The sequence below is a fragment of the Novosphingobium sp. genome, from assembly GCF_031424035.1.
GTDB lineage: Bacteria > Pseudomonadota > Alphaproteobacteria > Sphingomonadales > Sphingomonadaceae > Novosphingobium.
This window is the reverse complement of record NZ_JANPGP010000113.1, coordinates 1-25,871: the sequence shown is the minus strand read 5'-3', so window position 1 is coordinate 25,871 and position 25,871 is coordinate 1. Positions and strand designations below refer to the sequence as shown.

Annotated in this window: 29 protein-coding genes; 17 read left to right on the top strand and 12 right to left on the bottom strand. The window is 62.8% G+C overall.

Translation table 11 applies throughout. From position 1 onward, the window contains the following. Nucleotides 1-186: 186 nt before the first annotated feature. Together hisH and hisB are read right to left on the bottom strand one after the other, a co-directional pair. Nucleotides 187-816, bottom strand: a complete 630-nt coding sequence (hisH, locus tag RMO89_RS15405; RefSeq protein ID WP_310534205.1) for an imidazole glycerol phosphate synthase subunit HisH — start codon at nucleotides 814-816, stop codon at nucleotides 187-189. Continuing rightward, nucleotides 809-1,402 (bottom strand): imidazoleglycerol-phosphate dehydratase HisB, encoded by a 594-nt coding sequence (hisB, locus tag RMO89_RS15400; RefSeq protein ID WP_310534203.1) that lies wholly within the window; start codon nucleotides 1,400-1,402, stop codon nucleotides 809-811. Before hisB ends, hisH begins: the two co-directional genes overlap by 8 nt. A 96-nt stretch (nucleotides 1,403-1,498) precedes the next feature. Between hisB and RMO89_RS15395 the strand changes: the two genes are divergently transcribed. From RMO89_RS15395 to gmk, 3 genes are read left to right on the top strand one after another with little or no spacing between them, the layout of a single operon-like run. Further along, nucleotides 1,499-1,993, top strand: coding sequence for a ClpXP protease specificity-enhancing factor SspB (locus RMO89_RS15395; RefSeq protein ID WP_310534202.1), 495 nt, complete (start codon nucleotides 1,499-1,501; stop codon nucleotides 1,991-1,993). Between the two features lie 7 nt (nucleotides 1,994-2,000). Continuing rightward, nucleotides 2,001-2,402 carry a hypothetical protein gene (locus tag RMO89_RS15390; protein ID WP_310534201.1) on the top strand — a complete coding sequence of 134 codons (402 nt, stop codon included), beginning with the start codon at nucleotides 2,001-2,003 and terminating at the stop codon, nucleotides 2,400-2,402. Between the two features lie 31 nt (nucleotides 2,403-2,433). Beyond that, nucleotides 2,434-3,066, top strand: coding sequence for a guanylate kinase (gmk, locus tag RMO89_RS15385; protein WP_310534200.1), 633 nt, complete (start codon nucleotides 2,434-2,436; stop codon nucleotides 3,064-3,066). Nucleotides 3,067-3,261: 195 nt separating this feature from the next. On the opposite strand, the gene RMO89_RS15380 is transcribed toward gmk, so the two are convergent. Beyond that, nucleotides 3,262-4,065: an SDR family oxidoreductase gene (locus tag RMO89_RS15380; protein WP_310534199.1), complete on the bottom strand. Its 804-nt coding sequence runs from the start codon at nucleotides 4,063-4,065 to the stop codon at nucleotides 3,262-3,264. Between the two features lie 63 nt (nucleotides 4,066-4,128). Next, nucleotides 4,129-6,528: a S8 family peptidase gene (locus RMO89_RS15375; RefSeq protein ID WP_310534198.1), complete on the bottom strand. Its 2,400-nt coding sequence runs from the start codon at nucleotides 6,526-6,528 to the stop codon at nucleotides 4,129-4,131. A gap of 132 nt (nucleotides 6,529-6,660) precedes the next feature. On the opposite strand from RMO89_RS15375, the gene dapD reads away from it, so the two are divergent. The 3 genes from dapD to RMO89_RS15360 all read left to right on the top strand — a co-directional run bounded on the left by dapD (nucleotide 6,661) and on the right by RMO89_RS15360 (nucleotide 8,288). Next, nucleotides 6,661-7,497: a 2,3,4,5-tetrahydropyridine-2,6-dicarboxylate N-succinyltransferase gene (gene dapD / locus RMO89_RS15370; protein ID WP_310534197.1), complete on the top strand. Its 837-nt coding sequence runs from the start codon at nucleotides 6,661-6,663 to the stop codon at nucleotides 7,495-7,497. A 59-nt stretch (nucleotides 7,498-7,556) separates the two neighbouring features. Further along, entirely contained in the window at nucleotides 7,557-7,772 is a 216-nt protein-coding gene (locus RMO89_RS15365) for a hypothetical protein (RefSeq protein ID WP_310534196.1), read from the top strand. An 81-nt stretch (nucleotides 7,773-7,853) separates the two neighbouring features. Next, a complete protein-coding gene (locus RMO89_RS15360) occupies nucleotides 7,854-8,288 on the top strand; it encodes an ion channel (RefSeq protein WP_310534194.1) in 435 nt (144 codons plus the stop codon). On the opposite strand, the gene RMO89_RS15355 is transcribed toward RMO89_RS15360, so the two are convergent. The 3 genes from RMO89_RS15355 to RMO89_RS15345 form a co-directional block, all read right to left on the bottom strand. Next, nucleotides 8,285-9,559: a dipeptidase gene (locus tag RMO89_RS15355; RefSeq protein ID WP_310534193.1), complete on the bottom strand. Its 1,275-nt coding sequence runs from the start codon at nucleotides 9,557-9,559 to the stop codon at nucleotides 8,285-8,287. The genes RMO89_RS15360 and RMO89_RS15355 overlap by 4 nt on opposite strands. A gap of 138 nt (nucleotides 9,560-9,697) precedes the next feature. Continuing rightward, complete coding sequence (locus RMO89_RS15350) at nucleotides 9,698-9,949, bottom strand: DUF5654 family protein (RefSeq protein ID WP_310534191.1); 252 nt, start codon at nucleotides 9,947-9,949, stop codon at nucleotides 9,698-9,700. Between the two features lie 38 nt (nucleotides 9,950-9,987). Beyond that, nucleotides 9,988-10,638 (bottom strand): hypothetical protein, encoded by a 651-nt coding sequence (locus RMO89_RS15345; protein WP_310534190.1) that lies wholly within the window; start codon nucleotides 10,636-10,638, stop codon nucleotides 9,988-9,990. Between the two features lie 126 nt (nucleotides 10,639-10,764). Between RMO89_RS15345 and RMO89_RS15340 the strand changes: the two genes are divergently transcribed. Both RMO89_RS15340 and RMO89_RS15335 read left to right on the top strand, forming a co-directional pair. Beyond that, complete coding sequence (locus tag RMO89_RS15340; protein WP_310534226.1) at nucleotides 10,765-11,520, top strand: sulfite exporter TauE/SafE family protein; 756 nt, start codon at nucleotides 10,765-10,767, stop codon at nucleotides 11,518-11,520. Beyond that, entirely contained in the window at nucleotides 11,517-13,109 is a 1,593-nt protein-coding gene (locus RMO89_RS15335) for a GMC family oxidoreductase N-terminal domain-containing protein (RefSeq protein ID WP_310534189.1), read from the top strand. The genes RMO89_RS15340 and RMO89_RS15335 overlap by 4 nt, the downstream gene beginning before the upstream one ends. A gap of 9 nt (nucleotides 13,110-13,118) precedes the next feature. On the opposite strand, the gene RMO89_RS15330 is transcribed toward RMO89_RS15335, so the two are convergent. Next, on the bottom strand, nucleotides 13,119-14,315 hold the full coding sequence (locus RMO89_RS15330) for an MFS transporter (RefSeq protein WP_310534224.1): 1,197 nt from the start codon (nucleotides 14,313-14,315) through the stop codon (nucleotides 13,119-13,121). A gap of 250 nt (nucleotides 14,316-14,565) precedes the next feature. Here RMO89_RS15330 and RMO89_RS15325 point away from each other — a divergent pair, with 250 nt between their 5' ends. From RMO89_RS15325 to RMO89_RS15315, 3 genes are all read left to right on the top strand, one after another. Next, on the top strand, nucleotides 14,566-15,261 hold the full coding sequence (locus RMO89_RS15325; RefSeq protein ID WP_310534188.1) for an endonuclease/exonuclease/phosphatase family protein: 696 nt from the start codon (nucleotides 14,566-14,568) through the stop codon (nucleotides 15,259-15,261). Nucleotides 15,262-15,419: 158 nt separating this feature from the next. Continuing rightward, a complete protein-coding gene (locus tag RMO89_RS15320; RefSeq protein WP_264414026.1) occupies nucleotides 15,420-15,758 on the top strand; it encodes a P-II family nitrogen regulator in 339 nt (112 codons plus the stop codon). Between the two features lie 21 nt (nucleotides 15,759-15,779). Next, nucleotides 15,780-17,234 (top strand): ammonium transporter, encoded by a 1,455-nt coding sequence (locus tag RMO89_RS15315; RefSeq protein ID WP_310534187.1) that lies wholly within the window; start codon nucleotides 15,780-15,782, stop codon nucleotides 17,232-17,234. A gap of 146 nt (nucleotides 17,235-17,380) precedes the next feature. On the opposite strand, the gene RMO89_RS15310 is transcribed toward RMO89_RS15315, so the two are convergent. From RMO89_RS15310 to RMO89_RS15300, 3 genes are read right to left on the bottom strand one after another with little or no spacing between them, the layout of a single operon-like run. Beyond that, nucleotides 17,381-18,202, bottom strand: coding sequence for a sterol desaturase family protein (locus RMO89_RS15310; RefSeq protein ID WP_409035563.1), 822 nt, complete (start codon nucleotides 18,200-18,202; stop codon nucleotides 17,381-17,383). 56 nt (nucleotides 18,203-18,258) lie between these two features. After that, nucleotides 18,259-18,666 carry a hypothetical protein gene (locus RMO89_RS15305; protein WP_310534185.1) on the bottom strand — a complete coding sequence of 136 codons (408 nt, stop codon included), beginning with the start codon at nucleotides 18,664-18,666 and terminating at the stop codon, nucleotides 18,259-18,261. Next, entirely contained in the window at nucleotides 18,663-19,091 is a 429-nt protein-coding gene (locus RMO89_RS15300) for a TIGR01244 family sulfur transferase (protein WP_310534184.1), read from the bottom strand. Before RMO89_RS15300 ends, RMO89_RS15305 begins: the two co-directional genes overlap by 4 nt. Nucleotides 19,092-19,399: 308 nt before the next feature. Between RMO89_RS15300 and RMO89_RS15295 the strand changes: the two genes are divergently transcribed. From RMO89_RS15295 to queC, 6 genes are all read left to right on the top strand, one after another. Next, nucleotides 19,400-20,173 (top strand): cold-shock protein, encoded by a 774-nt coding sequence (locus tag RMO89_RS15295; protein ID WP_310534183.1) that lies wholly within the window; start codon nucleotides 19,400-19,402, stop codon nucleotides 20,171-20,173. Between the two features lie 138 nt (nucleotides 20,174-20,311). Next, nucleotides 20,312-21,502 carry an aspartate aminotransferase family protein gene (locus RMO89_RS15290; RefSeq protein ID WP_310534182.1) on the top strand — a complete coding sequence of 397 codons (1,191 nt, stop codon included), beginning with the start codon at nucleotides 20,312-20,314 and terminating at the stop codon, nucleotides 21,500-21,502. After that, complete coding sequence (gene argF / locus RMO89_RS15285; RefSeq protein ID WP_310534180.1) at nucleotides 21,499-22,428, top strand: ornithine carbamoyltransferase; 930 nt, start codon at nucleotides 21,499-21,501, stop codon at nucleotides 22,426-22,428. Before RMO89_RS15290 ends, argF begins: the two co-directional genes overlap by 4 nt. Next, complete coding sequence (locus RMO89_RS15280; protein WP_310534179.1) at nucleotides 22,425-23,330, top strand: Hsp33 family molecular chaperone HslO; 906 nt, start codon at nucleotides 22,425-22,427, stop codon at nucleotides 23,328-23,330. The genes argF and RMO89_RS15280 overlap by 4 nt, the downstream gene beginning before the upstream one ends. 103 nt (nucleotides 23,331-23,433) lie before the next feature. Continuing rightward, nucleotides 23,434-23,847 (top strand): hypothetical protein, encoded by a 414-nt coding sequence (locus RMO89_RS15275; RefSeq protein WP_310534177.1) that lies wholly within the window; start codon nucleotides 23,434-23,436, stop codon nucleotides 23,845-23,847. Nucleotides 23,848-23,882: 35 nt separating this feature from the next. Beyond that, entirely contained in the window at nucleotides 23,883-24,575 is a 693-nt protein-coding gene (gene queC, locus RMO89_RS15270) for a 7-cyano-7-deazaguanine synthase QueC (protein ID WP_310534175.1), read from the top strand. A 107-nt stretch (nucleotides 24,576-24,682) separates the two neighbouring features. On the opposite strand, the gene RMO89_RS15265 is transcribed toward queC, so the two are convergent. Next, nucleotides 24,683-25,810 (bottom strand): OmpA family protein, encoded by a 1,128-nt coding sequence (locus RMO89_RS15265; protein WP_310534173.1) that lies wholly within the window; start codon nucleotides 25,808-25,810, stop codon nucleotides 24,683-24,685. Nucleotides 25,811-25,871 lie beyond the last annotated feature (61 nt).

Sequence of the window (25,871 nt, the reverse complement as noted above, 5' to 3'; positions counted from 1 at the left end):
GGCCCGTGTTGAATACATCGTCATCCTGAACTTGTTTCAGGATCCATTCCTCGGCTTGACCGGAGGTGGCGGAAGAAAGGCCAACCGCTAGGCTAGCTTTTTCCCTTCGCGGGCCGACTGCACCGCACGATGGATCCTGAAACAAGTTCAGGATGACGGAATTGGCAAAGCTGACTGCAGTCCCGGTCACGGCCGCCACTCCAGAAACCTTTCCAGCAGTGCCAACCCATAGGACTGGCTCTTTTCCGGGTGGAACTGCACGCCCACCACGTTGTCCTTCGCCACGGCAGCAACAAGGCCGCCGCCGTGATCGGTCATCGCGGCAATGGCGTGACCATCTTCGGGCGCGAAATGGTACGAATGGAGAAAATAGGCCTCGCCGGGTTCGATCAGCGAAGCGCCGTCGCGGTGCGGCATCGGCGCGACATCATTCCAGCCCATGTGCGGGATCTTGATCGCGGGGTCGGTGCGCTCGATCTTCAGGACTTCGCCGGCAATCCAGCCGAGCCCCGGCGTGACACCGTGTTCAACCCCGCGCGTGGCGAGAAGCTGCATGCCGACGCAAATGCCAAGGAACGGTGCGCCGCCAACAAAAACGCGCTCCTCGATCGCCTCGATCATGCCGGCAACGCCGCGCAGTCCCTCGGCGCAAGCCTTGAACGAACCCACGCCGGGCAGCACGACGCGGTCTGCCGCGCGGACGACCGCCGGGTCGGATGTGAGCTTCACACCCTCCGCCCCGGCTACGCGGAGCGCATTCTCCACCGAATGCAGGTTCCCCGCGCCATAATCGACGAGGGCGACAACTTCAGCCACCCAGAACACCCTTGGTCGAAGGAATCGCCCCGCCCTTGCGCGCATCGAGTTCCACCGCCTGCCGCATGGCGCGGGCGAAACCCTTGAAAATGCCTTCGATGATGTGGTGGTTGTTCTCGCCGTAGATCTGTTCGATGTGCAGCGTCAGCCCCGCGGCCTGTGCGATCGAATGGAACCAGTGCTGGAACAGCTCGGTATCCATCTCGCCCAGCCGTTCCTGCGTGAACTTTGCGTTCCACACCAGCCACGGGCGACCCGAAATATCGACCACGACGCGGCTCAGCGCCTCATCCATTGCCGAATGCGCCTCGCCATAACGGCCGATGCCGGCCTTGTCGCCCAGCGCCTGAACGATGCACTGACCAATGGCGATGGCGCTATCTTCGGTGGTGTGATGCTGGTCGACGTGGAGGTCGCCCACGATCTTGCAGGTGATGTCGATCAGCGAATGGCGGCTGAACTGTTCGATCATGTGATCGAGGAAGCCGATCCCGGTGGAGACCTGATAGGCCCCGGTGCCATCGAGGTTCACTTCGACCGCGATGTCGGTTTCGTGCGTCTTGCGAGTGATCGAGGCGGTGCGCATGGCCGATTCCTTATCCTTGGCGGGCCTATAGACCGGCGGACAGCAAGCGCAACTACCCTTGACCCGGGGGTAAGTCGGGGCCACTTGGGAAAAACCATGACCGACACGCCTGACAGCCTCATTCCCTATGACGAAATCGTGCAGGAAGCCCTGCGTGCCGTGGTGGGCCGCGTGCTCGGCCAGATCGCGGACAGCGGGGCTACCCTGCCGGGCAATCACCACTTCTACATCACCTTCAAGACTGCCGCACCCGGGGTGAACATCCCGCAGCACCTGAAGGAACGCTTCCCCGACGAAATGACGATCGTCCTGCAGAACAAGTTCTGGGACCTCACCGTCGGCGAAGACCAGTTCAGCGTCGGCCTGTCGTTCAACCAGATGCCGGCAAAGCTGGAAATTCCCTTCGCCGCGATTACCGCTTTCGTCGATCCGGCGGTCGATTTCGGGCTGCAGTTCCAGGCAACCGTCGCCGACCTCGCGCCCGAACCGCATGACGAGGCGGAGAACGATTCGCCCGATGAAGGCGCGCCAGTGGTGACCAACGAAGATGGCTCGAACGTCGTGACCATCGATTTCGGGCGGAAGAAGTAAGGCCGCGATGGCCCGCAAGCCCGCCAAGGCCGAAGAAAAGCTGTCCGAAGTCGTCGATCAGGGCGGCCTCAGCCCCAATCCGATGACCAACCTGCTGATCACCGACGTGCTGCTGCGCGGCGGTGGGCGATTGCTCAAGAACGTGGTCGAGCGGACCGTGCTGGGCGCCAGCTTCACTCCGGGCAAGGCGAAGAAGATCGTCAAGGGCCGGTCGATGGCGCAGACGCTGGTCGGCACGGCGCTGGCACGGATCGCCACGAAGTCCGTGCCGGGCGCGATTGTCGTCGGCGGCGGAATGCTTGCCAAGGCGCTGTATGAGCGCCGCCGCAAGGTGGATTCGGCGCAAAAGGGCGAAGAACAGGCCGCCGAGCAAGCGGCCAATGCACCGGAAAGCGGCGAAACGTCTTGATTCGCGCCCCCGTGCTGCGGCATGGGCGGCTATGGCAACCGATACTCTCCACCGCCGCGGCCTGATGTTCATCCTCTCCTCGCCCTCGGGCGCGGGCAAGACCACGATCGCGCGCCGCCTGCTGGAGCAGGACAAGGAGATCCGCCTTTCGGTCTCCGTCACCACGCGCCCGATGCGTCCGGGTGAGGTCGACGGCAAGGATTACTACTTCGTCAGCCAGACCGAATTTGACCGTATGGTTGTAGAAGACGAGTTCTACGAATGGGCCCACGTCTTCGACCATTGCTATGGAACGCCCAAGTCGCAGATCCGCGCAGGACTGAAAGCGGGCGAGGACTTCCTGTTCGATATCGACTGGCAGGGCACCCAGCAGCTTTACCAGAAGGACCAGCAGGACGTTGTCCGCGTGTTCCTTTTGCCGCCCAGCATCGAGGAACTGCGCCGCCGCCTCAACGGCCGCGCGACGGACAGCGAAGACGTCATCCAGGCCCGTATGGACCGTGCCCGCGCAGAAATCAGCCACTGGGATGGCTATGACTATGTCGTGGTCAACGACGACATCGACCTGTGCTTCGACAAGGTGCGCCAGATCCTAGAAGCCGAACGCATGCGCCGCCAGCGCCAGACCGGGCTGATCGGGTTCGTTCGGGAATTGATGAAGTAGGGTTCGAGAGCAATTCGCGCCCAATCTTTCCACTTCCGTCATCCTGAACTTGTTTCAGGATCCATCGTGCCGACCGCACAGGTCCGTGTCTTGGAGCGCAACGGCGAGGCAGACCTTCTCTCGAGAGAGCCTTGCCCAAGGCGAAATGGATCCTGAAACAAGTTCAGGATGACGGGTAAAAGAGGCTTTCGCCGTTTACTCCCCCGCCGGCCCGACAAAATCACCCGGCACCCAGGCGTTCACCCAGCCGCCATCCACCGTGATCGTTTCACCTACGACGTAATCGCCTGCGCGGCTCGCAAGGTAGATTGCAGCGGCGGCCATGTCCTCGTCCGCGCCGACCCGGCCCACCGGGATCTGGCTTGCCACCCGGTCCGGCGCGTGGTCGGCGGCGCGGTTCATTTTGGAGGCGAACATGCCGGGCGCAATGCCGCTGACGACGATCTGCTCGCCCGCCAGCCGCGCGGCCATGCGCCGGGTCAGATGGATCAGCGCCGCCTTGCTCGCCTGATAGGGATAGGTTTCCCACGGATTGAGCCGCATGCCATCGACCGAAGCGATCATGATGACCTTGGCGGGGCGGCCCTGACTGGCACCGGCGCGGAGCAGGGCGTGGAGTTTCTGCGTTAGGAAAAACGGCGTCTTGACGTTGAGGTCCATGACCTTGTCCCAGCCGTCTTCAGGAAAGATATCGAATGGCGCGCCCCAGGCGACGCCGGCATTGTTGACCAGCACATCGAGCCGGGCTTCGCGGGCGGTAAGTTCGGCAGCGAGCGCCTCGATCCCGGCCAGTGTGGCTAAGTCTCCGGGCAGTGCGACGCAGCGTGTGCCCAATTCAGCGGCCGTGGCTTCGACCTCCTCGACCTTGCGCGCGATAACATAGACCCGCTCCGCGCCAGCGCCCAGAAAGCCCTCGGCGATCATGCGCCCGATGCCGCGCGATCCTCCGGTGACCAGCGCGACCTTGCCTTCGAGCGAGAACAGGCGGGAGACGTCCATGGCGGCAATTCCTCTCGCGCGGTGGTTTGAACGAGCAGCCACTGGGGGGCAAGGGTCAGAAGGTCAGAACCGGGTCGCCCAGCTCACGCCAACGCCGTAATCATCGGGTGCCTGCGAATAGTGCATCGGCTCGCTGCGCCAGAACGCGCTGGCGGTGAGCGATCCACCGGCAAGGCGCCCGTTCCACGCCAGTTCGCGCATCAGTTCGCGCCCGCTCGGGCTGAGATCAAGCTGGCGGATGGCACTGGTCGCGGCCAGCGTGGCATAATCGTAGACGCCGGGGAGACGCAGGGTGAGACCGCCCGAATTGACGCGCAGCGGCTGCGAGAGACGCAGCGACAGACTGTCGCCCGGCTGGAACAGGTTCATCCGGCTGGCATCGAGCGCCCAGCCGGAGCTTGCGAGCTTTGATCCGGCGGCCACGGTTCCGCTCAAGTTTGCCGCCGTCCAGCCGCGCCGCAGGGTTCCGCCGAGCCGCCAGCTTTCGCTTGGCTGCCACGCCGCTCCCATGTCGACGAAGAGGCTGTCCGCGCCGCCCTTGCCTGCCAGCCCCGGATGGAGCCGTGCGCCAAGCACCGTGCGATCCTCGCGCAGCCAGCTTGCGCCGAGCGTGGCCTCGATCGGACCCACCCGGCGATCGAGCGAGGCGCCGAAGCGGAAGAAGGGATCGGTGAGGCGCGGGGTCAGCAGGCTATTGGCAAATGTGATCGGCGAACCGGTCAGCACCTTGCCGTTCTCCGCCATGACCGTGACGCCGGTTGCGCCGATCTGCCGTCGCAGCGCCATTGCGGTGAGACCAGTGCGGTAGAAGCCGAAATCGCCCGATGGGTCGCCACTGACCAAGAAGGCCGGGCGCGACTGGCCCTGAAGCTGTGCGACGACACCGTCCACGCCTTGCGCATAGGCAAAGGCCATGGTGCTGCGCGGCGAAAGCCGAGCGACGACACGCGCGGCCAGCACGCGGGCCGCCTCGGCATCGCGGGGGGAAAGGCGCAGTTGGCCGCTCCAGCCCATCGAGCGCCCGGACCGCAGCGGATCGGCGACCGAGAAGGCCATGCTCAACGGGCCCGCGCCGCTATCCACGGCGCGGCTTCCGCCCAGCAGCGCCCCGCCCAGCTTTGGCGCAACCTGCGCCGCGCGCATCGTTGCGCCGAGGTTCACGGTATAGGCGCGGCCATAGCTATCGAGCAGAGTCGCCGGCAGGTACTGGCCATTACCCGCATCGCCCATCGCCGGCGAGCCCGAGACGCTCGTTTCGCCGATCGGCACCACCGCATTCGAGCTATCGGCCAGCGTCGTGGCGCCTTGCGGAGCGAAAGCCGCGCCGATGTTCATGATACCGCGGCCATAAACGTCGTCGGTCCCCGCCGCGCCGGCATCGTTTGCCGTGCGCAGCAGGAGGTCGACCGTTTGCGCAGCGGTCAGTGTGGGGAAATATTGCCGCAGCAGCGCCACGGCGCCGGAAATCTGCGGCGCGGCGAAGCTGGTTCCCGACACGACGGTGACGAATTGCTGGCCGCTGTCATTGGTGGTGATCTTGATCGCGCCGTTTTCATAAACGCAGCAGACGCGGTCACCCAGCGCCATCAGGTACGACTGTGCTTCGGTCCCGGCGTGGTTCGAGAAGGTCGAGATCTGGCGGTTTTCATCGACCGATCCGGCGATGATGACATTGCCGTTGCCTGCCTGCCGGATGCCGACGGCAAGTGTGTCCGGATTGGTCGTGCTCGATACGCCATCGTTACCGGCGGAGACGACGACCACCACCCCGGCATTGGCGGCGCGGGCAATGGCCGCGCGTAAAGCGGTGTTCGGCGGCGACCCACCGAGCGAAATGTTGATGACCTTGGCCCCGGCGCTGATTGCCCGGTCGACCCCGAGGGTGATCGCCGAATCGAAAAAGGTGCAGCCGCCCGAATCGCCCACCTTCGGCGTGGCGCAGGAGCCGGGGGAATCGGCGCGCAGGGCCTGGATTGTCGCGTCGTAGGCAATACCGACGATGCCAGTGTTGTTGCGCGCCGCCGCCGCAGTCAGCGCAACCTGCGTGCCGTGGCTGGAATCCGCGTTGCTCACCCCGCGGCTCCCGGCGACATCTGCCGAAGCCGCAGAAATACGTCCGGCGAATTCCGGGTTAGTCGTGTCAATCCCCGAATCGATGATGGCGAGCGTTACGCCAGCGCCGGTCGCGCCCAGTTGCCAGGCGGGAATGACATTGTGGAAAGATGGTCCGTCAGAGCGCCGATATTCCGCTGTGTCGAAAGCGGCTGCCGGTGTTGGCGAAGGCGTAGGGGTTGGTGTCGGTGTGGGCGCGGGCGGCGGGCTGACCGGCGGCGTGCTGATCGGTCCGCCCGAACTGCCACCTCCGCAAGCGTCAAGCAGCAACGTGAAGGCGATCGCTGCGGCAGCGCGCTTTGACCGACCAATGTCCCTGCGTCCGGCGGACGCTCCGATTCTTGCGACCATGCCAATCCCCTAAGCCGATTAGAATGACGGAAGGGTGAACAGTTGACCATCCGGTTTGTGCCGGAATGCTTGCAAGAATGGCGTTGGAACGATAGGCGCGGCGCGAACCGATAATCAGCGGGATATTGCCAGATGACCGACCTTGCCGCCCAGATCGAAGCCGCTTTCGAAGCGCGCGACACCGTGACCCCGGCCTCCGCCGACGTGCGTGCCATCGTTGATCAGGCGCTCGACTTGCTCGACAGCGGCGCGGCGCGCGTGGCTGAGCCTGACGGTGAGGGCGGCTGGAAGGTCAACCAGTGGCTCAAAAAGGCTGTCCTGCTCAGCTTCCGCCTGAACGATAATGGCGTGATGGAATACGGCGCTGCTGGCGCTCCTGCGTTCGACAAGGTGCCTTTGAAGTTCGCCGGTTGGGACGATGCCAAATTCCGCGAATCCGGTGTGCGCGTGGTGCCCGGCGCAATCGTGCGGCGCAGCGCCTTCATCGCCAAGGGCGTCGTGCTGATGCCGAGCTTCGTCAACCTTGGCGCACACGTGGGTGAAGGCACGATGATCGATACCTGGGCTACCGTTGGCTCCTGCGCCCAGATCGGCAAGAACGTCCACATCTCGGGCGGCACCGGCATCGGCGGCGTGCTTGAACCGCTGCAGGCTGGCCCGGTCATCATCGAGGACAATTGCTTTATCGGGGCGCGGTCCGAAGTGGCCGAAGGGGTGATCGTCGGCACCGGAGCTGTGATTTCGATGGGCGTGTTCATCGGCGCTTCGACCAAGATCGTCGACCGCGCGACCGGTGAAGTCCATATCGGCAAAGTGCCGCCCTACAGCGTCGTCGTCCCCGGCGCCCTCCCCGGCAAGCCGTTGGCCGATGGCACGCCCGGACCGTCGCTTTACTGCGCGGTTATCGTCAAGACGGTCGATGCCCAGACGCGGTCCAAGACCGGCATCAACGAGCTGCTGCGCGATTGAACTGGGAACCGGGCGAGCCCCCGTTCGTTGACTTGTGAGCAATTCACGAGGAAGCGAACATGGAACGCGAAGGCGAAGAAATTCACGTCACCGAGACGGAGGCCAAAGCGGGCAACCGGGGTAATCACGCGCGGAACATCCTGGTCATCAGCCTGTTCCTTGCGATTATCATCTTGAGTGCCATGTGGATCACCGGCGCGCTCAACGCCCCGCAGGATCACCGCCAGGACGGCATCTCTAATCAGGCGTCGCCCACTCCAAGCCCGACACCCTAAAACTCGGCCTGAATCTCGGACCTAATCTCGGGCAGGAGGGAAATGCTGGATTCGATGCCTGCTTGCGGGCAAAGGGCAGCGATGCCGCAATTGCTTGTCCAGTTTATCGTCTCTTCGGTCATGGTCCTGCTGTGCGTCGCGATTCACGGCATTGGGCTGTTCAGCCTGAGCAAGGCCATCCGTACCGAAGCGTCGATCGAACGCTTGCGCAATATCGACCCGCTTAGCCGGCGCGGAGCGGTTTTCACCCTCATCGCCGTCGTATCGATGCTGGCGCTGCACGGCATCGAGATCTGGGCCTTTGCCGGCGTCTACCTGGTGACCGGCGCGGTTTCGGGGCATGAGAACGCGCTCTATTTCTCTACCATTTCCTATTCGACCGTGGGCTATAACGACGCGCACATCAGCGACGCATGGCGGCTGCTAGGCGCGTTTGAATCGATCCTTGGCGTGTTCCTGCTCGGCTGGTCGACCGCGTTCTTTTTCCGCATGCTCGGCCGCATCGACGCGCACTAGAAAGCCGTCGGGTTCTCGATCGGCGGATCGGCTCGGCGAGAGAAGGAATAGGCCTCAGCCGCTTTCAGTACGCGCATGATGTTCCGGCTCGACACCTTTTCGAGGTCAGCCTGCGACCACCCCCGACGCGCCAGTTCGACAAACAGCGCGGGATAGGTCGATACGTCCTCCATCCCCTTAACCGTAGTGTCGATACCATCGAGATCGCCACCCAGCCCAACATGGTCGGTGCCGATGAGCTTCGCGACATAATCGATCTGGTTGGCGACATCGGTGATGCTGCCATTGGGTGCGGGATTGGTCTTTTCCCAAGCCGCAAGTTCGGCCTTGGCGCCGAGGGAGTCCCCGATGTGGCCGGCATCGATCCGCGCCTTCTCACCGGCGCGGCGAACACTCCAGGCACGCGTTTCGCCTACGACATAGGCGGGGTAGAAGTTGATCATCAGCACGCCACCATTTGCCTTGAGTCCCTGCAATGCCGCATCCGAGACGTTACGCGGATGGCTGTTGAGCGCACGGGCGTTCGAATGGCTGAAGATCACCGGCGCCTTTGCCACTCGGTAGGCATCCATCATGGTGGCTTCGCTGACATGGCTCAGGTCGACCAGCATCCCCAGCCGCTGCATCTCCTTGACCACGTCCTCGCCGAAGGGGGTCAAGCCATCGTGCTTTGGATCGTCGGTCGCCGCATCGGCCCAGGCAGTGTTCTTGAAATGGGTCAGGGTCATGTAACGCGCGCCAAGCGCATGCATCTGGCGCAGCACCGCAAGGCTACCGCCAATCGAATGACCGCCCTCCATACCGACCAGCGAGGCAATCCTGCCAGCCTTCCGCGCCGCGGTCACGCAGGCGCTATCGACGCAGAACTGCAGGTCCTTCGGGTACAGCGCGACCAGCCGTTTCACCGTGTCGATCTGTTCGAGCGTCGCCTGCACGGCATGCTGGTCAGTCAGATTCGCCGAGACATAGACTGACCAGAACTGCGCGCCCAGCTTGCCCTTGCGGATGCGGGCGAGGTCGGTCTGCATGGCAATGACGCTCTTGTCCGGCTCCGCTGTCCCGGTTGTGTCATTGAAATCGAACCCGGCAAGCATGTTCTTGCGCCGGTCGCGCAATTGCTCAGGCACATCGTTGTGACCGTCCCACACCGGCGCGGCTTTCAGCGCCGCATCGGCGACCTGTTCAGGCGTTCCTGCTGCAGTTGGGCCTGCCGCCGAAGGACCGGCAAGAAGGAACAGCAGGCTCGCGCCGGCGGCGAGGAAATGACGCATCGGGTTCCTTTCGGGAATCGGAAATGGCTCAGGCCGAAGCAAACGACACTTCGCCCGCCGCATCAAGCACCTTGATTGGCGCAGGACCCTGGCGCGCAGAAAACTGTCACGCACCAGGTTCTTTCAGACCGGCAAGGATCAGCCCTCGGCCTCGCGCTCGAACGCGGCCTGTCCGCCAATGCGGGATGCGATGCGCCCCAGCATGGTGAGCACGCCAATCGCGATGACCGTGGCGAGGATGGCATAGGTGTAGAGGCCAGTTAGGTCATCGCCGAGACCCAGCTTCGCCAGCGTGGCCTTGATCGCCTCGTTCCATGCCAGCGCCGCGACCAGCCCCAAGGAAGCCGATGCCAAAGTAATCATGGTCTGGACCATTGCGCGCGGATTCATGGTATTCCCCCTTTGCGATTGATAATGCGCCCTATTTCCTAATCGCCATAATCGAACAAGGCCAGAGCGGCGGCAAGTTCCTGAGGATAGCGGCGATCGGCGACCGTGGTCAGCGTGCGCCGGACAGCGGGAGCAGAGCGGGCAGCAATCGCGCGGACATAGTCGGTCCGCCGCCGATAGAGCGCCTCGACAAAAGCACGGTCATGCGCCGTCGTCGACCGGGCGGACTTGCCGTCGGCGTCGCTTACCGCCGTCTTGGTCAGGCCCGCCGCGCCGCCGTGTTGCACCGCTGCCGACCACACAGCATCGCACACTGCCGCGTGGCGCTGGTCGAGATCATAGCCAAGCCCCGCTGCGACCGCCTTGATCACCGGCCGGTAATGCGTTCGCTCGATAAAAGCATGCTGGGCCAAGGCGAAGGCTTCCGCCTCTCGCAGCGCGATGTCTTTCCAGACAGCGGAAAAGCCGGGTGTGCCGGGCGCATCGCAAAGCAGGGCTGCCCATCGCGCACCCTCGCCGCGCAGAAACGCGGCTGCCGTGCCAGTGCGACTGGCAAGCTGGTACGTGCCATAGGATACGCCGCCGGGATCGCCCTGCCCGCCAGAGACAGTGCCCGGTCCGCGTCCGCCACTTTCAAAACGCTCGGAAATCGATCCCAGGCGGTGGCAGGCTTTGCCGACAGTGTTCATGAAATTCTCCGTGGTGAATGCTGGTCTCGTCCCGCGCGACCCTCTCACACACACGGGTCTGTAGGACAGGCCGAGTTCGATGGGCCAACTTGCATGCGGACGGCATTCGTGCTTGGCGCGAAAGCCATGTCGCTACTTGCCGATCCCTATACTCTGGCGCTGGCCTGCCTTGCCGTCATCGTCATCGGCGCGGCCAAGGGCGGGCTGAGCGGCATTGGCGCGCTCGGCACGCCGATCCTCGCGCTGGCCTTGTCGCCGGCAGTTGCGGCGGCCGTCCTGCTCCCGGTGATCATCGTCCAGGACGCAGTGAGCGTCTGGTCATTCCGGCATGACTGGAACCGCTGGATCGTCGGCTGGATGCTCCCCGGGGCTGTCGTCGGGATTGCTTTGGCCACCGGCTTTTCCGCATCGGTTGACGAGCGTTGGCTGCTCTTGCTGCTCGGCATAATCACACTGGCCTTCGGAGTGCTTCGCCTTTGGGTGGAACGGGGCGGGCGCATTGTGGCGGCATCCAATTCGCCCGGCTGGGTCGGCACACTGTTCGGCGTCGCTGCCGGGGTCACCAGCCAGATCGCCCATGCCGGCGGGCCACCGTTCCAGATGTGGGTGACGCCGCGCCGCTTGCCGCACATTACCTATATGGGCACCAATGCCGTGCTCTTTGCCCTGATGAACCTGATGAAAGTGCCCAGCTATGTCATGCTGGGCACGCTCAACCGGCAGACGTTCATGGCGGCTGTGCTGCTGATGCCGCTCGCCGTAGTGAGCACGTTGATCACCCTGCGCATCCTGCGCCGGCTGAATTCGCACCGGTTCTATACCATCGTCTATGGGTTGATGGTGCTGCTGGGAGCAAAGCTGATCTGGGATGGGGTCGCATGAGCGAAGAGCGCTTCGACTATATCATCGCCGGCGCCGGCAGCGCCGGCTGCGTGCTGGCAAACCGCCTCTCGGCTGATCCGCGCAACCGTGTGCTGCTGCTCGAGGCCGGCGGGCGCGACAATTATGTCTGGGTTAAGGTGCCGGTCGGCTACCTCTACTGCATCGGCAATCCGCGCACCGACTGGTGCATGTCGACCGAGGCCGAGGCGGGTCTGAACGGCCGCGCGCTGAAGTATCCGCGCGGCAAGGTGCTGGGTGGGTGCTCATCGATCAACGGCATGATCTACATGCGCGGGCAGGCGCGTGACTATGACCACTGGCGGCAGCTGGGCCTCAATGGCTGGGGCTGGGACGATGTCCTGCCGCTGTTCCGCAAGGCCGAGGACCACTTCGACGGGCCAGGCGATTTACACGGCGCGGGAGGCGAGATCCGGGTTGAGAAGCAGCGCCTGCGCTGGGATATTCTCGACGCCTTCCAGTCGGCCGCCGAGGAATGGGGCCTGCCGCGCACCGACGATTTCAATCGCGGCGATAACGAAGGGTCCAGCCTGTTTCAGGTCACCCAGCGCGCTGGCTGGCGATGGAGTGCGGCGGACGCTTTCCTGCGCCCGGTACGCAATCGGCCAAACCTGAAAGTTGTGACGGGCGCGCTGGTTGACCGGGTGGTGATAGTTGACGGGCAAGCGGTGGGCATAGCCTATTCAATCGGCGGTCGGGAGCGGATTGCGCGCGCCGATGGAGAGGTCCTGCTGTCGTCAGGCGCGATCGGGTCGCCGGCAATTCTTGAACGATCGGGCATCGGCGATGCGGCGCGACTTGGCGAATTGGGCATCGCGGTGCAGGTCAACGCACCGGCGGTGGGCGCGAACCTGCAGGACCACCTGCAACTGCGCTGCGCGTGGAAGGTGTCAGGCGTGTCGACGCTCAATCAGCGCGCGGGGAACCTGCTTGGCAAAGCGCTGATCGGTTTTGAATATGTCCTGCGCCGCAGCGGGCCAATGGCGATGGCGCCCAGTCAGCTCGGAATGTTCGTCAAAAGCGATGAGCGGCAGGCAAGCGCCAACCTGGAATATCACGTCCAGCCGCTTAGCCTGGAAGCGTTCGGCGGCAACCTCGATCCGTGGCCCGCTTTCACCGCCTCAGTCTGCAACCTGCGCCCCGAGAGCCGGGGCACGTCATTGATCCGCAGCGCGCGGGCGGACGATCATCCCGCCATCCGGCCGAATTACCTGTCCGCCGAGGAAGACCGCCGCGTTGCCGCGCGCTCGATCGCCATAACCCGCCAGATCGTCAGCCAACCTGCACTCGCGCGCTACCACCCTGAGGAAATGCGCCCCGGTCCGCAATATGCCGACGATGCACAGCTGATCGAAGCGGCCGGCCTGATCGGCACGACGATCTTCCACCCGGTCGGCACGGCAGCCATGGGTAGCGTCGTCGATGCGCGCCTGCGCGTGGAGGGTGTTGAGCGCCTGCGCGTGATCGATGCCTCGGTCATGCCGACAATCACCTCGGGCAATACCAATGCGCCGGTGATGATGATCGCTGAAAAGGGCGCGGCGATGCTCCGCGAAGATGCGCGCGCCTAGTATATCTCTCTAGTCGATCCAGGCCTTCCGCAATCGCGGCGCGCCAATCAGCATGAATAGGGCGGCTAGTAGGTACAGTGACGTGACAGAGATGATCGCCACGCGCAGCGAATCAGCGCCGAAATCTGGCGCCAGCCGATCCGACAACGCGCCGATGACGATCGAGCCGAAACTGAGGCCAATGCCGTTGTTGATGAATAGATAGCAGGCCGAAGCCGTCGCGCGCTCGTTCGCGGGGACGAGATGCTGGATGGCGGTCGTGACCGGGCCGAGCCAGATGTAGACCAGCCCCGATGGGAGCAGCAACAGCAGGAACAACGCCAAGATACTCGTACTGCTGAAGGCAAGGAAGATCGTGGGAAAGCAGAGGATATAGGCGTAGGCGGCAATCCGGGCGTAGCCAGCGCGGTCCTTCGTGCCGACGCGATCGGCGAAGAAACCACCTGCGTACATGCCTATGCACCCGGCCAGCAGGAGTTGGGCCGCAAGGAACCGTCCAGCTTCCACCAGCGTCAGGCCGTAGGTACGCTGCAGCAGGGTCGGCACCCAGAACGCCATGCCATAGGCGCACAGCGAACCGGTCGCAGCACCAAGTGACAGCAGCCAGAACGCCGGCAGTTTCGCCAGCCGGCGGAAGGTCGTCATCACCGGGACCGAGACGTATTCGGCCGGGATCGGCTGATCTTTGACCACTTTGCGGAACGGCAGGACAACCAATAGCCCGGCGAGGCCAAGAACGATGAAGGCCAGACGCCAGTCGACTGCAGCAGCAATGATCGAACCGAACAACGCACCAATGGCTTGCCCCAGCGGAATGCCCAGCGAATATGTGGCCAGCGCCCGCCCCCGCTTGTCCGGCGGAAAGCGGTCAGCAATGATCGCGTAGCTGGGAGCAACGCCGCCCGCTTCGCCGACGCCGACGCCAAGGCGGAAGAAGAACAGCTGCCAGAATCCGGTCGCGACGCCGCACAGCGCGGTGAACCCGCTCCACACGGCAAGGCTCCAGCCGATGACTTTCGCCCGGCCCATGCGATCAGCCAGCACGCCGAAAGGGATCGCCATTGTGGTGAACAGCAACGCGAAGGCCAGACCGCCAAGCACGCCCATCTGGGTATCGCTGAGGCCCAATTCGGTCTGCACCGGCTTGGCCAGGATAGCGAGGATCTGCCGGTCGAGGAAATTGAACGTATAGACCACGAGCAACATGCCGAGCACGGCGTTTGGCGAATGGGACTTGGCTTCCGGCGGTGCTTGCTGCACGCGATGCTCCTGCTGATGGTCAGGCAGCAGGTCTATCCAAGCTGCGCCGCTTCGGCTAGCCACCAGTGGATGGCAAACCCGACACTTAGTCTTGCTGGCCGCGTTGTCGAGACGGACGCGGTGAAATCAGGCCAGCTCATCACCACATACTTTCGCGCATGCGCCTGAGGCCGAAACTGATCCGATTGAACCACCGATGCGTCTAAAGGTCGCCAGCTACAACATTCACAAGGCGGTCGGCCTTGATCGGCGCTGCGATCCCGATCGCATCCTTGCAGTCCTTCGCGAGATCGATGCCGACGTCATCGCCCTGCAGGAAGCGGACCGGCGCTTTGGCGACCGTGCCAGCGTGCTGCCCCGGCAGGCGATCGACGACCATTCTCCCTGGCGCGCGGTGCCACTTCGCACGCGCACCGATTCCATCGGCTGGCATGGCAATGCCCTGCTTGTTCGGCGCGGCATCGAAGTTGTCCATGCCGAGCCGGTGGCCCTGCCGATGCTGGAACCACGCGGCGCGGTCTTCGCCGAACTGCTGGTGGCGGGAAAGCCGCTGCTGGTGGCGGGCATGCACCTTGATCTCTCCGGCCTGCGCCGCCGGCACCAATTACGCGCCGTGCTCGATCACCTTGCGCGCTGCGGACGCAAGGGTCCGGCAGTGCTGATGGGGGATTTCAACCAGTGGTCGCACGCGCGCGGTGCCATGCGCGAATTTAATGGCGACTGGACCCAACTGGTTCCGGGCAACAGCTTTCCCTCGCGCCAGCCGGTCGCAGCGCTCGACCGGATCGTGGTTTCGTCGCAATTGAACTGCATCGCCAAGGGCGTTCACCACAGCGCCTTGTCCGCCCTCGCCTCGGACCACCTTCCGGTTTTTGCCGAGTTATCTGCCTAATTTTTGGGCACATGCCCGCGAATCGGGCGCAACTCGGGACAATTGCTGAGAGCACGTTTCACCCAAACGGATGAAATGCCGCCAGAATCGGATTCTGGCACACCCCTTGCTCATGTCGATGAGCCGGAAAGGGTCCGGCAGGCTTACGGGGGTTACCGATGAAGTTCATCATCGCCATCATCAAGCCGTTCAAGCTCGACGAGGTCCGTGAGGCCCTCGGCGCGATCGGCATCGCCGGTATGACCGTTTCCGAGGTCAAGGGATTTGGACGGCAAAAAGGGCAGACCGAGATTTATCGCGGCGCCGAGTATTCGACCAACATGCTTCCGAAGGTGAAGATCGAAATCGCCGCAAGCGACGATCTGGCCCCGCAAGTGGTTGAAACCATCCAGCAGGTCGCCAGCACGTCCGCCATCGGCGACGGCAAGATCTTCGTCCTCGACCTGGCCCAGGCCGTGCGTATCCGCACTGGCGAGGCCGGCGACACGGCGCTCTGACGCTAACAGGAGGGATATAGTATGATCCGCAAACTGATTTCCGGCGTCGGAATGGCAGGAGCCTCGATGCTCACTGCCACCGCCGCCTTCGCACAAGACGGGCCGATCAAGGCCCCCACGGTCGAGCAGATGGCCGGCATGGTCGACAAGGGCGACACAAGCTGGATGCTGGTTTCTTCCGTGCTCGTCCTGATGATGAGCATTCCCGCACTGGCGCTGTTCTACGGCGGTCTGGTGCGCAGCAAGAACATGCTTTCGGTGCTGATGCAGGTCTTCATGATCGTCAGTATCGCCGCGCTGGTCTGGGTAGGCTGGGGCTACACCATGGCCTTCACCTCGACCAACACGCCGTGGCCCACGCTGGTCGGCGGGTTCGACAAGGCGTTCCTCAAGGGCGTATCGGCTTCGACTTATGCCGCGACCTTCTCGAACAACGTCTATCTACCTGAATTCGCTTTCGTTATTTTCCAGATGACTTTCGCCTGCATCACGCCGGCGCTGATCGTCGGTGCATTTGCCGAACGCGTGAAGTTCTGGCCGCTGATGCTGTTCACAGTCCTGTGGCTTACCTTCGCCTATTTCCCGATCGCGCACATGGTATGGTACTGGGCTGGCCCGGACTTCCTGATCGATACGGTCAAGACGGCTGCTGACGGAAGCTTGATTTCTCAGGATGCTGGCCTGCTCTGGGGCATGGGCGCTCTCGACTTCGCCGGCGGCACCGTGGTTCACATCAACGCCGGTATCGCTGGTCTCGTCGGCTGCCTCATGATCGGTAAGCGTCTGGGCTTCGGCAAGGAAGCTACTCCGCCGCACTCGCTGACCATGACCATGATCGGCGCCTCGCTGCTGTGGGTGGGCTGGTTCGGCTTCAACGCCGGCTCCAACCTTGAAGTCAACGGCGTCACCGCGGTCGCCTTCATCAACACCTTCGTCGCCACGGCTGCTGCCGCGCTCTCCTGGTCGCTTGTCGAACAGGCACACCACGGCAAGCCTTCGATGCTGGGTGCTGCCACGGGTGCAGTTGCCGGTCTCGTCGCGATCACTCCGGCTTCGGGCTTCGCTGCGCCGATGACCGCGATTGCGCTGGGCCTCGTGGTTTCGCCGATCTGCTACCTCTTCGTCAGCACGGTGAAGAACAAGCTGAAGTACGACGATACCCTCGACGTCTTCGGCGTGCACTGCATCGGCGGCATCGTCGGCGCGCTCGGCACGGCGATCGTTGCCGACCCGGCGCTCGGCGGCCAGGGCTTCTTCGACTACACCAAGTTCCCTGCCGTTCCCGGTGAATATGACATGGCAGCCCAGCTCATCACCCAGATCAAGGCAGTCGGTCTGACCCTGCTATGGTCGGGCGGTGTCTCGGCGGTCCTGTTCTTCGCCATCGACAAGATCTTCGGCCTGCGTCCCTCAGAGGATGCCGAGCGTGAAGGCCTTGACCTCAACGAACACGGCGAGCGCGCCTACAACATGTAAGCACTCGTCCAAAGCTTGGCGGGATCGGGAGCTCCTCCTCCTCTCCTCCTCCCGGTTCCGCCTCCAGACGTTCCTCCTGCGAACGCAAACTTAAACGGGTCCGAGCCAGCCGCTCGGACCCCTTTTTTTTCGTAGCAGGGAGAGGATCAGTCCGATTGGCGCGCCAGCCAACGCTTGCGGATCATGTCGCTCGTGTCGCGGCTGTCATCATGGCTCCATCCGGGGACGCGCCAGATGTAGGAGAGCTTGTGCCGCCACGGCGCCTTCCAGACATCGCGCGCCATGCCGATCCATTCGTGAAAGGCGGTCCACAGCAGGTTGAAGCTGCCGAGCTGTTTGACGATGCCATAGTGGATCCGCAGGTCATCATGCTCGCGCTGGAAAGTGCCGAACATCCGGTCCCAGACGATAAACACGCCGGCATAATTCCGATCGAGATATTGGGGATTGGTCGCGTGATGCACGCGGTGGTGGCTGGGCGTGTTCATCACGGCTTCGAACCAGCGCGGCATTCGGCGGATCACCTCGGTGTGAATCCAGAACTGATAAATGAGGTTCACGCCAGCAACGGCGGCGATCATCGCGGGGTGGAAACCCAGGAATGCAATCGGAGCGCGGATCAGGAAATTGAGCGCAATCACGCTGGTCCAGCTCTGCCGCAGCGCGGTCGACAGGTTATAGTGCTGGCTCGAGTGATGATTAACGTGGCTCGCCCAGAACCAGCGCACGCGGTGACCGCTGCGGTGGATCCAGTAATAGGCAAAGTCGTCGAGCACAAAGCAGGCGATCCACGCCCACCACTGCCAGCCGATCGTCGCCAGCCGCACATCGTAAGCGGCAAGCATGACGGCAGCGACCGCTCCAGCGAAAAGCATTCCGGCCACAACGCTGCCCAGCCCCATCAGCAGCGAATTGAGCGTATCGCGCGGCTCATAGGCCTGAGCCTTGCGCCGCCTTGCCCAGACCATTTCGGCCAGGACGAGCAGGATGAAAAACGGCGTAGCCAAAGTGACGGGGTCAAGTTTCAAGTCGCGCCTCCCAACCGGCGCAGGGCCACGGCCCATTCCTGCGCGCACCCGCCAAGGTCGAGCGTGACAGCGCCAAAGCTGCGGTCGCCGGTCGAAATGGTGAGGAAATTCCGGTCCAGCCGCGCGTCTTCATGGCTGGTCAGAAGCCGGGCGGCAAAGTGGACGCCGTGCCGCCGCAGCAGCATGATCCGCCCGTACTCGTCCCGCAGCAGGGCGGCGATGCCTGCGCGGTCGAGCACCATATCGACAGGTTCGAATCCGCAGGAAGCGGCGCGAGCCAGCGCCCGGGCTTCGGCTTCATCGCGCAGCCGCACGTCTCCGCCAAGGCCCATCCGCTTCGCCAGCCACGCCAGGCCGAATATGGCAGCAAGCGATGCGATGAGTTGGACGACCTGCGCGGTCACTGCGATCGTGTGGCCAGCATGTCGGCAATCGCGCGCACAGGACCGATATCGTATCCCGCCTGCTCCGCCGCTTGCGCAAGCTCGTCAGGGTCTACCCCGCGGCTGGCCTCTGCCAAGGTCCACAGAAGAGTCGAACGCGTACCCGAACGGCAGTAGGCCAGGATCTTGTCAGCGCCGGCAAGCGCGTCCGCCATGGCGCGCACTTGCGGCTCGCTGAAGCCGGCGTGGGTGACCGGGATGGCGATATAGTCCATCCCCGCTGCCTTTGCTGCCGAGCCAATCACCTCACCCGGCACCTGGTCCGGGCTCTCGTCCTCGGGACGGTTGTTGATGATCAGCGAGAAGCCTTCCTCGGCCGCGCGGGCGACCTCTTCGAGCCCGATCTGGGGGCTGGCATAGATCCTGTCAGTGAGTTTTCGGAACATAGCCGGCTTTCCTCTCAAGCTTCGCGCCGATCCCTTACCGGCTTTGTCGGCAGCTATGCGGCAAGACGCAGGCGCGTTTCAAGTGAGGCGTGGCGGGCAGGCGTCTCTGTGCAGAAATGTCACGCCGAGAATGACAAAACCTGATGAATCTGAATCTATTCGCACTTGCGCGGATTTTGGTCTATGCCCCACCCTGCAGAGGGGAGTGCCGCCCGCAAAACGGCGGCTGCTCTACCTGTCGCCCGGCGCGTTTCGTCCACGCCGCCCGGGCAGCGACAACTGGGCGAAGCGAAGGTAATTGCAGGTTTATGGGTTTCGATAGAGGACGTCGCGGCCGGGGGCGCGACAAGCGGGACGGTTTCGGCGAAGAAAGTTTCGACCCGTTCATGGGCGGCGGCGGTGGCGGCGGTGATCGCTTCGGCGGTGGCGGCGGTGATCGTTTTGGCGGCGGCGGAGGCGGTGATCGCTTCGGCGGTGGCGGCGGTCGTGGCGGCTTTGGCGGCGGTGATCGCGGCGGCTTCAGCGGCGGCTCGCGCGGCGGTGGTGGCGGCTTCGGCGGCCCGCGCGGCGGCGGTGGAGGCGGCGGCATGCCCGCCCAGGTTGTTGGCCAGGGCAAGGGCGTCGTAAAGTTCTTCAACTCGCAAAAGGGCTTCGGCTTCATCCAGCAGGAAGGTGGCGGCGAAGACGTCTTCGTTCACATCAGCTCGGTTGAACGTGCAGGCCTTGACGGTCTGGCAGAAGGTCAGGGACTTGAATTCACGCTCGTCGATCGCGGCGGCAAGATTTCGGCAAGCGACCTTGTCGTTCTCGGTGATGTCATCGCGGTTGAAAAGCGCGAAGAGGCTCCTCAGCGCGAACTGACCGGCGAAAAGGCCACAGGCACTGTCAAGTTCTTCAATTCGATGAAGGGCTTCGGCTTCATTACCCGTGACGACGGACAGCCTGATGCATTTGTGCATATCAGCGCGGTCGAACGGTCGGGCATGCGTGGCCTTAACGAAGGCGACCGGCTTGAATTCGACATCGAGGTCGATCGACGAGGCAAGTACTCGGCGGTCAACCTGACGCCGCGTCAGGACTGACCGACGGCGTTCCGCTGCCGGAAATTGACCGGTAGCTCGCAACCGAATAAGCACGTGGCAATGGCGGCTCCTAATGGAGCCGCCATTTGTCGTTTGCGATCCGGTTCAACCGATTCCTGAATTCAGAGGATACGTTCGATGTCGATTACCCCGCTTATGCCTGTCTATCCGCGCTGTGCATTCCGGCCTGTCAAAGGCGATCACTGCCACCTGATCGGCGAAGACGGACAGCGCTATCTCGACTTTGCGGCCGGCATTGCGGTCAACATTCTGGGCCATTCACACAAGGGTTTGATCGGGGCGATCCAGCGTCAGACGGAAACGCTGATGCACGTGTCGAACCTTTACGGCAGCCCGCAGGGTGAGTCGCTGGCGAGCAGGATCGTTGACCTGACCTTTGCCGATACAGTGTTTTTCACAAATTCCGGCGCCGAGGCAGTGGAATGCGCGATCAAGACCGCACGCGCCTATCACAGCCATGTCGGCAATGATCACAAGTACGAACTGATCACCTTCAAGAACGCCTTCCACGGGCGGACGATGGCCACGATCAGTGCGTCGAATCAGGACAAGATGCACAAGGGCTTCCTCCCCTTGCTTGCCGGGTTCAAATACGTTGAATTCGACGATCTTGAAGCCGCAAAGGCCGCAATTGGCCCCAACACTGCTGGTTTCCTTGTCGAACCGGTCCAGGGTGAAGGCGGCATCCGCCCCGCGTCAGACGAATTCATGGAGGGCCTGCGCGCTCTGGCCGACGAACACGACCTGATGCTGGTGCTTGACGAGGTCCAGTGCGGCTACGCGCGCACCGGCAAGTTTTTCGCCCATGAGCATTACGGAATCGAGCCGGACATCCTTGCCAGTGCCAAGGGCATCGGCGGCGGATTCCCGCTCGGTGCCTGCCTGGCCACGGAAAAGGCGGCGCGCGGCATGGTCATTGGCACGCATGGATCGACCTATGGCGGCAATCCGCTGGCCATGGCAGCCGGCGAAGCGGTGCTTGACGTCGTAGGCAATGAGGAGTTCCTCGCGCAGGTCCGCACAATGGGTGCCAAGCTGCGCGCCCGGCTGGAACAGTTCATCGGCAATTACCCGGAACTGTTCGAGGAGGTCCGCGGCAAGGGTCTGATGCTGGGCGTAAAGATGAAAGTCGAACCGCGCGGGTTCGTCGCGCACCTGCGTGATAACCACCAGTTGCTGACGGTTTCGGGCGGCGACAGCACTTTCCGTCTTGTCCCGCCGTTGGTCATAGATGAAAGCCACATCGAGGAATTCATGGAGCGTTTGTCAGCAGGCGCGGCAGATTATGGCCAGGATAGCGGCAAATGAGCACTCGGCATTTCCTGAACCTGGCGGATGTGGGTGGTGATGCCCTTGCTGCGATGATCAACGACGCGATTGACCGCAAGGCAGCACGTGTACCGTTGCCCAAGGGCATGGCCGATGCCGACGCGCCTCTTGCGGGCCGCACGCTCGCCATGATTTTCGAGAAGAGTTCGACCCGCACGCGCGTCAGCTTTGACATGGCGATCCGCCAGCTTGGCGGCACTGCGATCATCATGGATGCCGGGTCGACGCAGCTTGGCCGGGGCGAGACGATTGCGGATACCGCGCGCGTGCTGAGCCGGATGGTCGACGCGATCATGATCCGCACCGACGACCACGCCAAGGTTGAGGACATGGCCGCCCATGCCACTGTACCGGTGATCAACGGCCTGACGGACCTGTCGCATCCATGCCAGATCGTGGCCGACCTGCTCACTGTGATCGAACACGGCAAGGCGCTGCCCGGACTTCAGGTCGCATGGCTTGGCGATGGCAACAACGTACTCAACTCGATCGTCGAGGCAGCGGGACTGATGAAGTTCGCAGTGCGCATCGGCGTGCCGGAGGGTTATGATTGCGATGCCGGCTTCATCGAACAGGCACGCGGGCGCGGGGCGACGATTATGGTCACGAGAGACCCACGCGAGGCCGTCGCAGGCGCCGATGTCATCGTCACCGATACGTGGGTATCCATGGGGCAAACTGGCGCGGAGACTCGCATCGCGGCGATGGCCCCTTACCAAGTTAATGATGTCTTGATGGCCCTTGCCCGGCCCGACGCCCTGTTCCTCCACTGTCTTCCTGCGCACCGCGGGGAAGAAGTGACAGACAGCGTGCTGGATGGCCGGCAATCGGTGATCTGGGACGAAGCGGAAAACCGGATCCATGCGCAGAAGAGCATCCTCCTCTGGGCGTTCGGCAAACTGTGAGCGAGGACGGCATCCCGGTGGAGGACACGGGCTTTGACCGCGTCCTCGGGTTTACGATCCCCGACCGCAATGCCCGCGGGCGCATCGTTCGCCTGGGTCCTGTGCTTGATGAAATATTGTCGTCGCATTCCTACCCGGTTGCGATCCGGCAACTGCTGGCGGAGGCCCTGACACTTTCTGCGCTGCTGGGTTCGCTGCTCAAGGATGACGGTAGCCAGCTCACCATGCAGGCCCATTCGGAAGACGGCATCGTTCAGCTTCTGGTCTGTGATTATCGCTCGGGTGAACTGCGCGGTTATGTGATGCACGATCCAGAGCGGCTGGCCGCACTTGAGGTCATGCCGTCGCTTTCGGCGCTGTTCGGCAAGGGCTACCTCGCCATAACCTTCGACATCGGGGAGACCGGGCAGCGATACCAGGGAATCGTGCCGCTCGAAGGCGATTCCCTCGCCGAGGCCTGCGAGGCCTATTTCGCACAATCTGAACAAGTTCCGACGCTGGTTCGCATTGGCGTGCGGTTCTCGCGGAGCGGTACGATTGCTGGGGGTCTGCTCGTCCAGCACCTCGCTGATGGCGAGGAGGGACGCGAGCGTCTGCACGTACGGATGGATCATCCCGAATGGGAACATGTCTCGATCATGGCGGGATCGGTGACCAATGAGGAACTTATCGACGGGGGCCTGTCACTCGAGCAGGTGGTCTGGCGGCTGTTCCATGACGAAGGCGAGATTCGGGTCGAGCCGCGCCATCTCCTGACCAAGGGCTGTCGATGCGATATCGATCACTACCGCGCCGTGCTTTCGCGCTTTCCACAAGTGGAAGTCGATGACATGCGTGAGGATGATGGAAGTATCACCGTCGACTGCGCCTTCTGCTCGAAGCTATTTCGCATCGAAATTTGAGATCATTCGGTCGATCACAACGCACATTTGGTTGTAATTTCAAATTAGGATATGTGTGGGAATTGAAACAGGCGCAGCCTTATTCGCGCCGGTAGGAAATCGCATGCCTAAGTCGAAAATTGCCAAGCCGGTTCTTGCGCTTCTTCTGCTTACAACTCTTGGCATCACATCAGCGGCTGGACAGCGCCCGCCACTGACAATGCTGGATCAACTCGTTGAGGGTCGTTGGGAAATTCGGATGCGCGGCGAGCGCCGTCCAGTTGAACGCGTCTGCCTCCGCAATGGTCTGGGCCTGATCCAGCTACGCCATCCAGAGCAGCCATGCGATCGCCTGGTAGTCGAAGATAAGCCAGACTCGGTGACAGTGCAGTATACCTGCCGCGGCCGGGGATACGGCCGGACGCATATCCGGATGGAGAGCAACCAGCTGGTCCAGCTCGAATCGCAAGGTATCGCCGGAGGATTGCCCTTCGACTTTGCCGCAGAGGTGCGGCGATTGGGGAGCTGCGACCAGTGATTGCGTGACCGCTGCGGAGTGAGTAACTGCGGGCCATGACAGATACAGAGCTCGCCAATCCTGCTGCAGTCGTACTTCTTTCGGGTGGGCTGGACTCCATGGTTTCCGCTGCCTTAGCGCGGGAAGCCGGGTTCAGGGTTCATGCCCTGACCATCGATTACAACCAGCGCCACCGCATCGAGATTGATGCAGCACGCAAGATTGCCGCCACGATTGGCGCGGAACGGCACGAAATTCTGAAACTGGACTTGCGCCAGTTCGGCGGTTCGGCACTGACCGATGATATTGCCGTTCCGAAGGGCGGGCTGACCGACGACATACCGGTGACCTATGTTCCGGCGCGCAATCTGGTGTTCCTGTCATTGACGCTGGCCTGGGCTGAAGCCCTTGGCGCGCGCGACATCTTCATTGGCGTCAATGCGCTCGACTATTCGGGCTATCCCGATTGCCGACCGGAGTTCATCGACGGCTTTGCCAAGCTAGCCAATCTGGCGACCAAGGCCGGTGCGGAGGGCGAACCTTTCCGAATCCACGCACCCTTACAGTTCATGGGCAAGGCAGAGATCGCTGCCGAGGCCGACCGGCTAGGTCTAAATGTGGCAGTCAGTTGGTCCTGCTACGACCCTACGCCGGATGGGCGTGCGTGCGGAACCTGTGACAGTTGCCGGCTGCGCAAGGCTGGATTCGACCAGGCCGGTATTTATGACGGTACCCACTACGCCGAGTGACTCGGTGCCGCGCGGCAACGGGTCAGCACAGCTTCAATCTTGAGCAGGCATAGAAAAAGGGGCCGGATTTCTCCGGCCCCTCAATTCTTTCAACCTTTCGGCTGAGATCAGTTGCCCGAACCCGGACCGTAGTTGATCTCAACGCGACGGTTCTGGAGTTCGCGAACGCCGTCAGCGGTCGGAACGCGGTTCACTGTTTCACCAAATGCCTGGCTGGTGACAACACCACCCGGGACACCATGGCTGGTCAGGTAAGCCGTGACCGATTCGTTACGACGCTGCGAGAGGCCGACGTTGTACTTGGGCGAACCCGAGCGGTCAGCGTGGCCAGCAAGCGAGATCGCAGCGCTGCCGCAGTTACCGTAAGCCGTGATTGCGTTGTCGAGGATCGACGCTGCTTCAGGCGTGATGTCCGACTTATCCCAGTCGAAGAACACGATGTACGGACCCTTGTTGCACGGCGGCGGCGGCGGAGGCGGCGGCGGCGGTGGCGGGGGAGGCGGGGGAGGCGGCGGCGGAGGCGGCGGTGGAGGCGGCGGAGCTTCCGCACCACCGAAGTTGTAGGTCAGCGAGCCAAGAAGGCTGTGCGACCGCCAGCGAGTCGAAAGTGCGCGACCATCGGTATCAACCATGTCAACGTTGTTCACGTTGAAGAAGCGATACTTGAGGCCAACGTCCCAGTGGTCGGAAATCGGAGCGCGAACGCCCGCAATTGCCTGCCATGCAAAGCCGGAGTCGCTGTCGTTCACGATGCCCGGGCCAGCCGAGTTGATCGAGTACTGAGCGCCGACACGAGCAACACCGACACCGCCGCCGATGAAGCCCTGAAGGCCATCATCTTCGCCGAAATCGATCATGCCGTTGAGCATGAAGCTGAGCGCGTTGCTGTCACCAGCGACGTAGTCGTAACGACCAATGCCCGACTTCAGGCTGGCAACGCTGCCAGCGGCAGGAATGCGGACCGTCGACGTCAGAACGTCGGGATCAGCTTCACGCCAGCTCGCCTCTGCTTCGAGACGAAACATGCCAAAGTCGTAACCGACAATGCCACCGAAATCGTAGCCGTACTCATGATCGACCGACATAGCCGAAGCCGTCGTGCCGATATCGTACTTCAGGTCTTCGACAATCATGGCGCCGCCATCTACTTCGACGTACCATGAATCGTCACGGGCCAGAGCCGGCGTGGCGAGGGCAGTAGAAGCCAACGCCATCCCTATGACCAGTTTCCGCATTACAAATTCCCCTCTTTTTGGAATTGATGCCACCGAGTTGCGACTGTCTATCGCCTAAGGT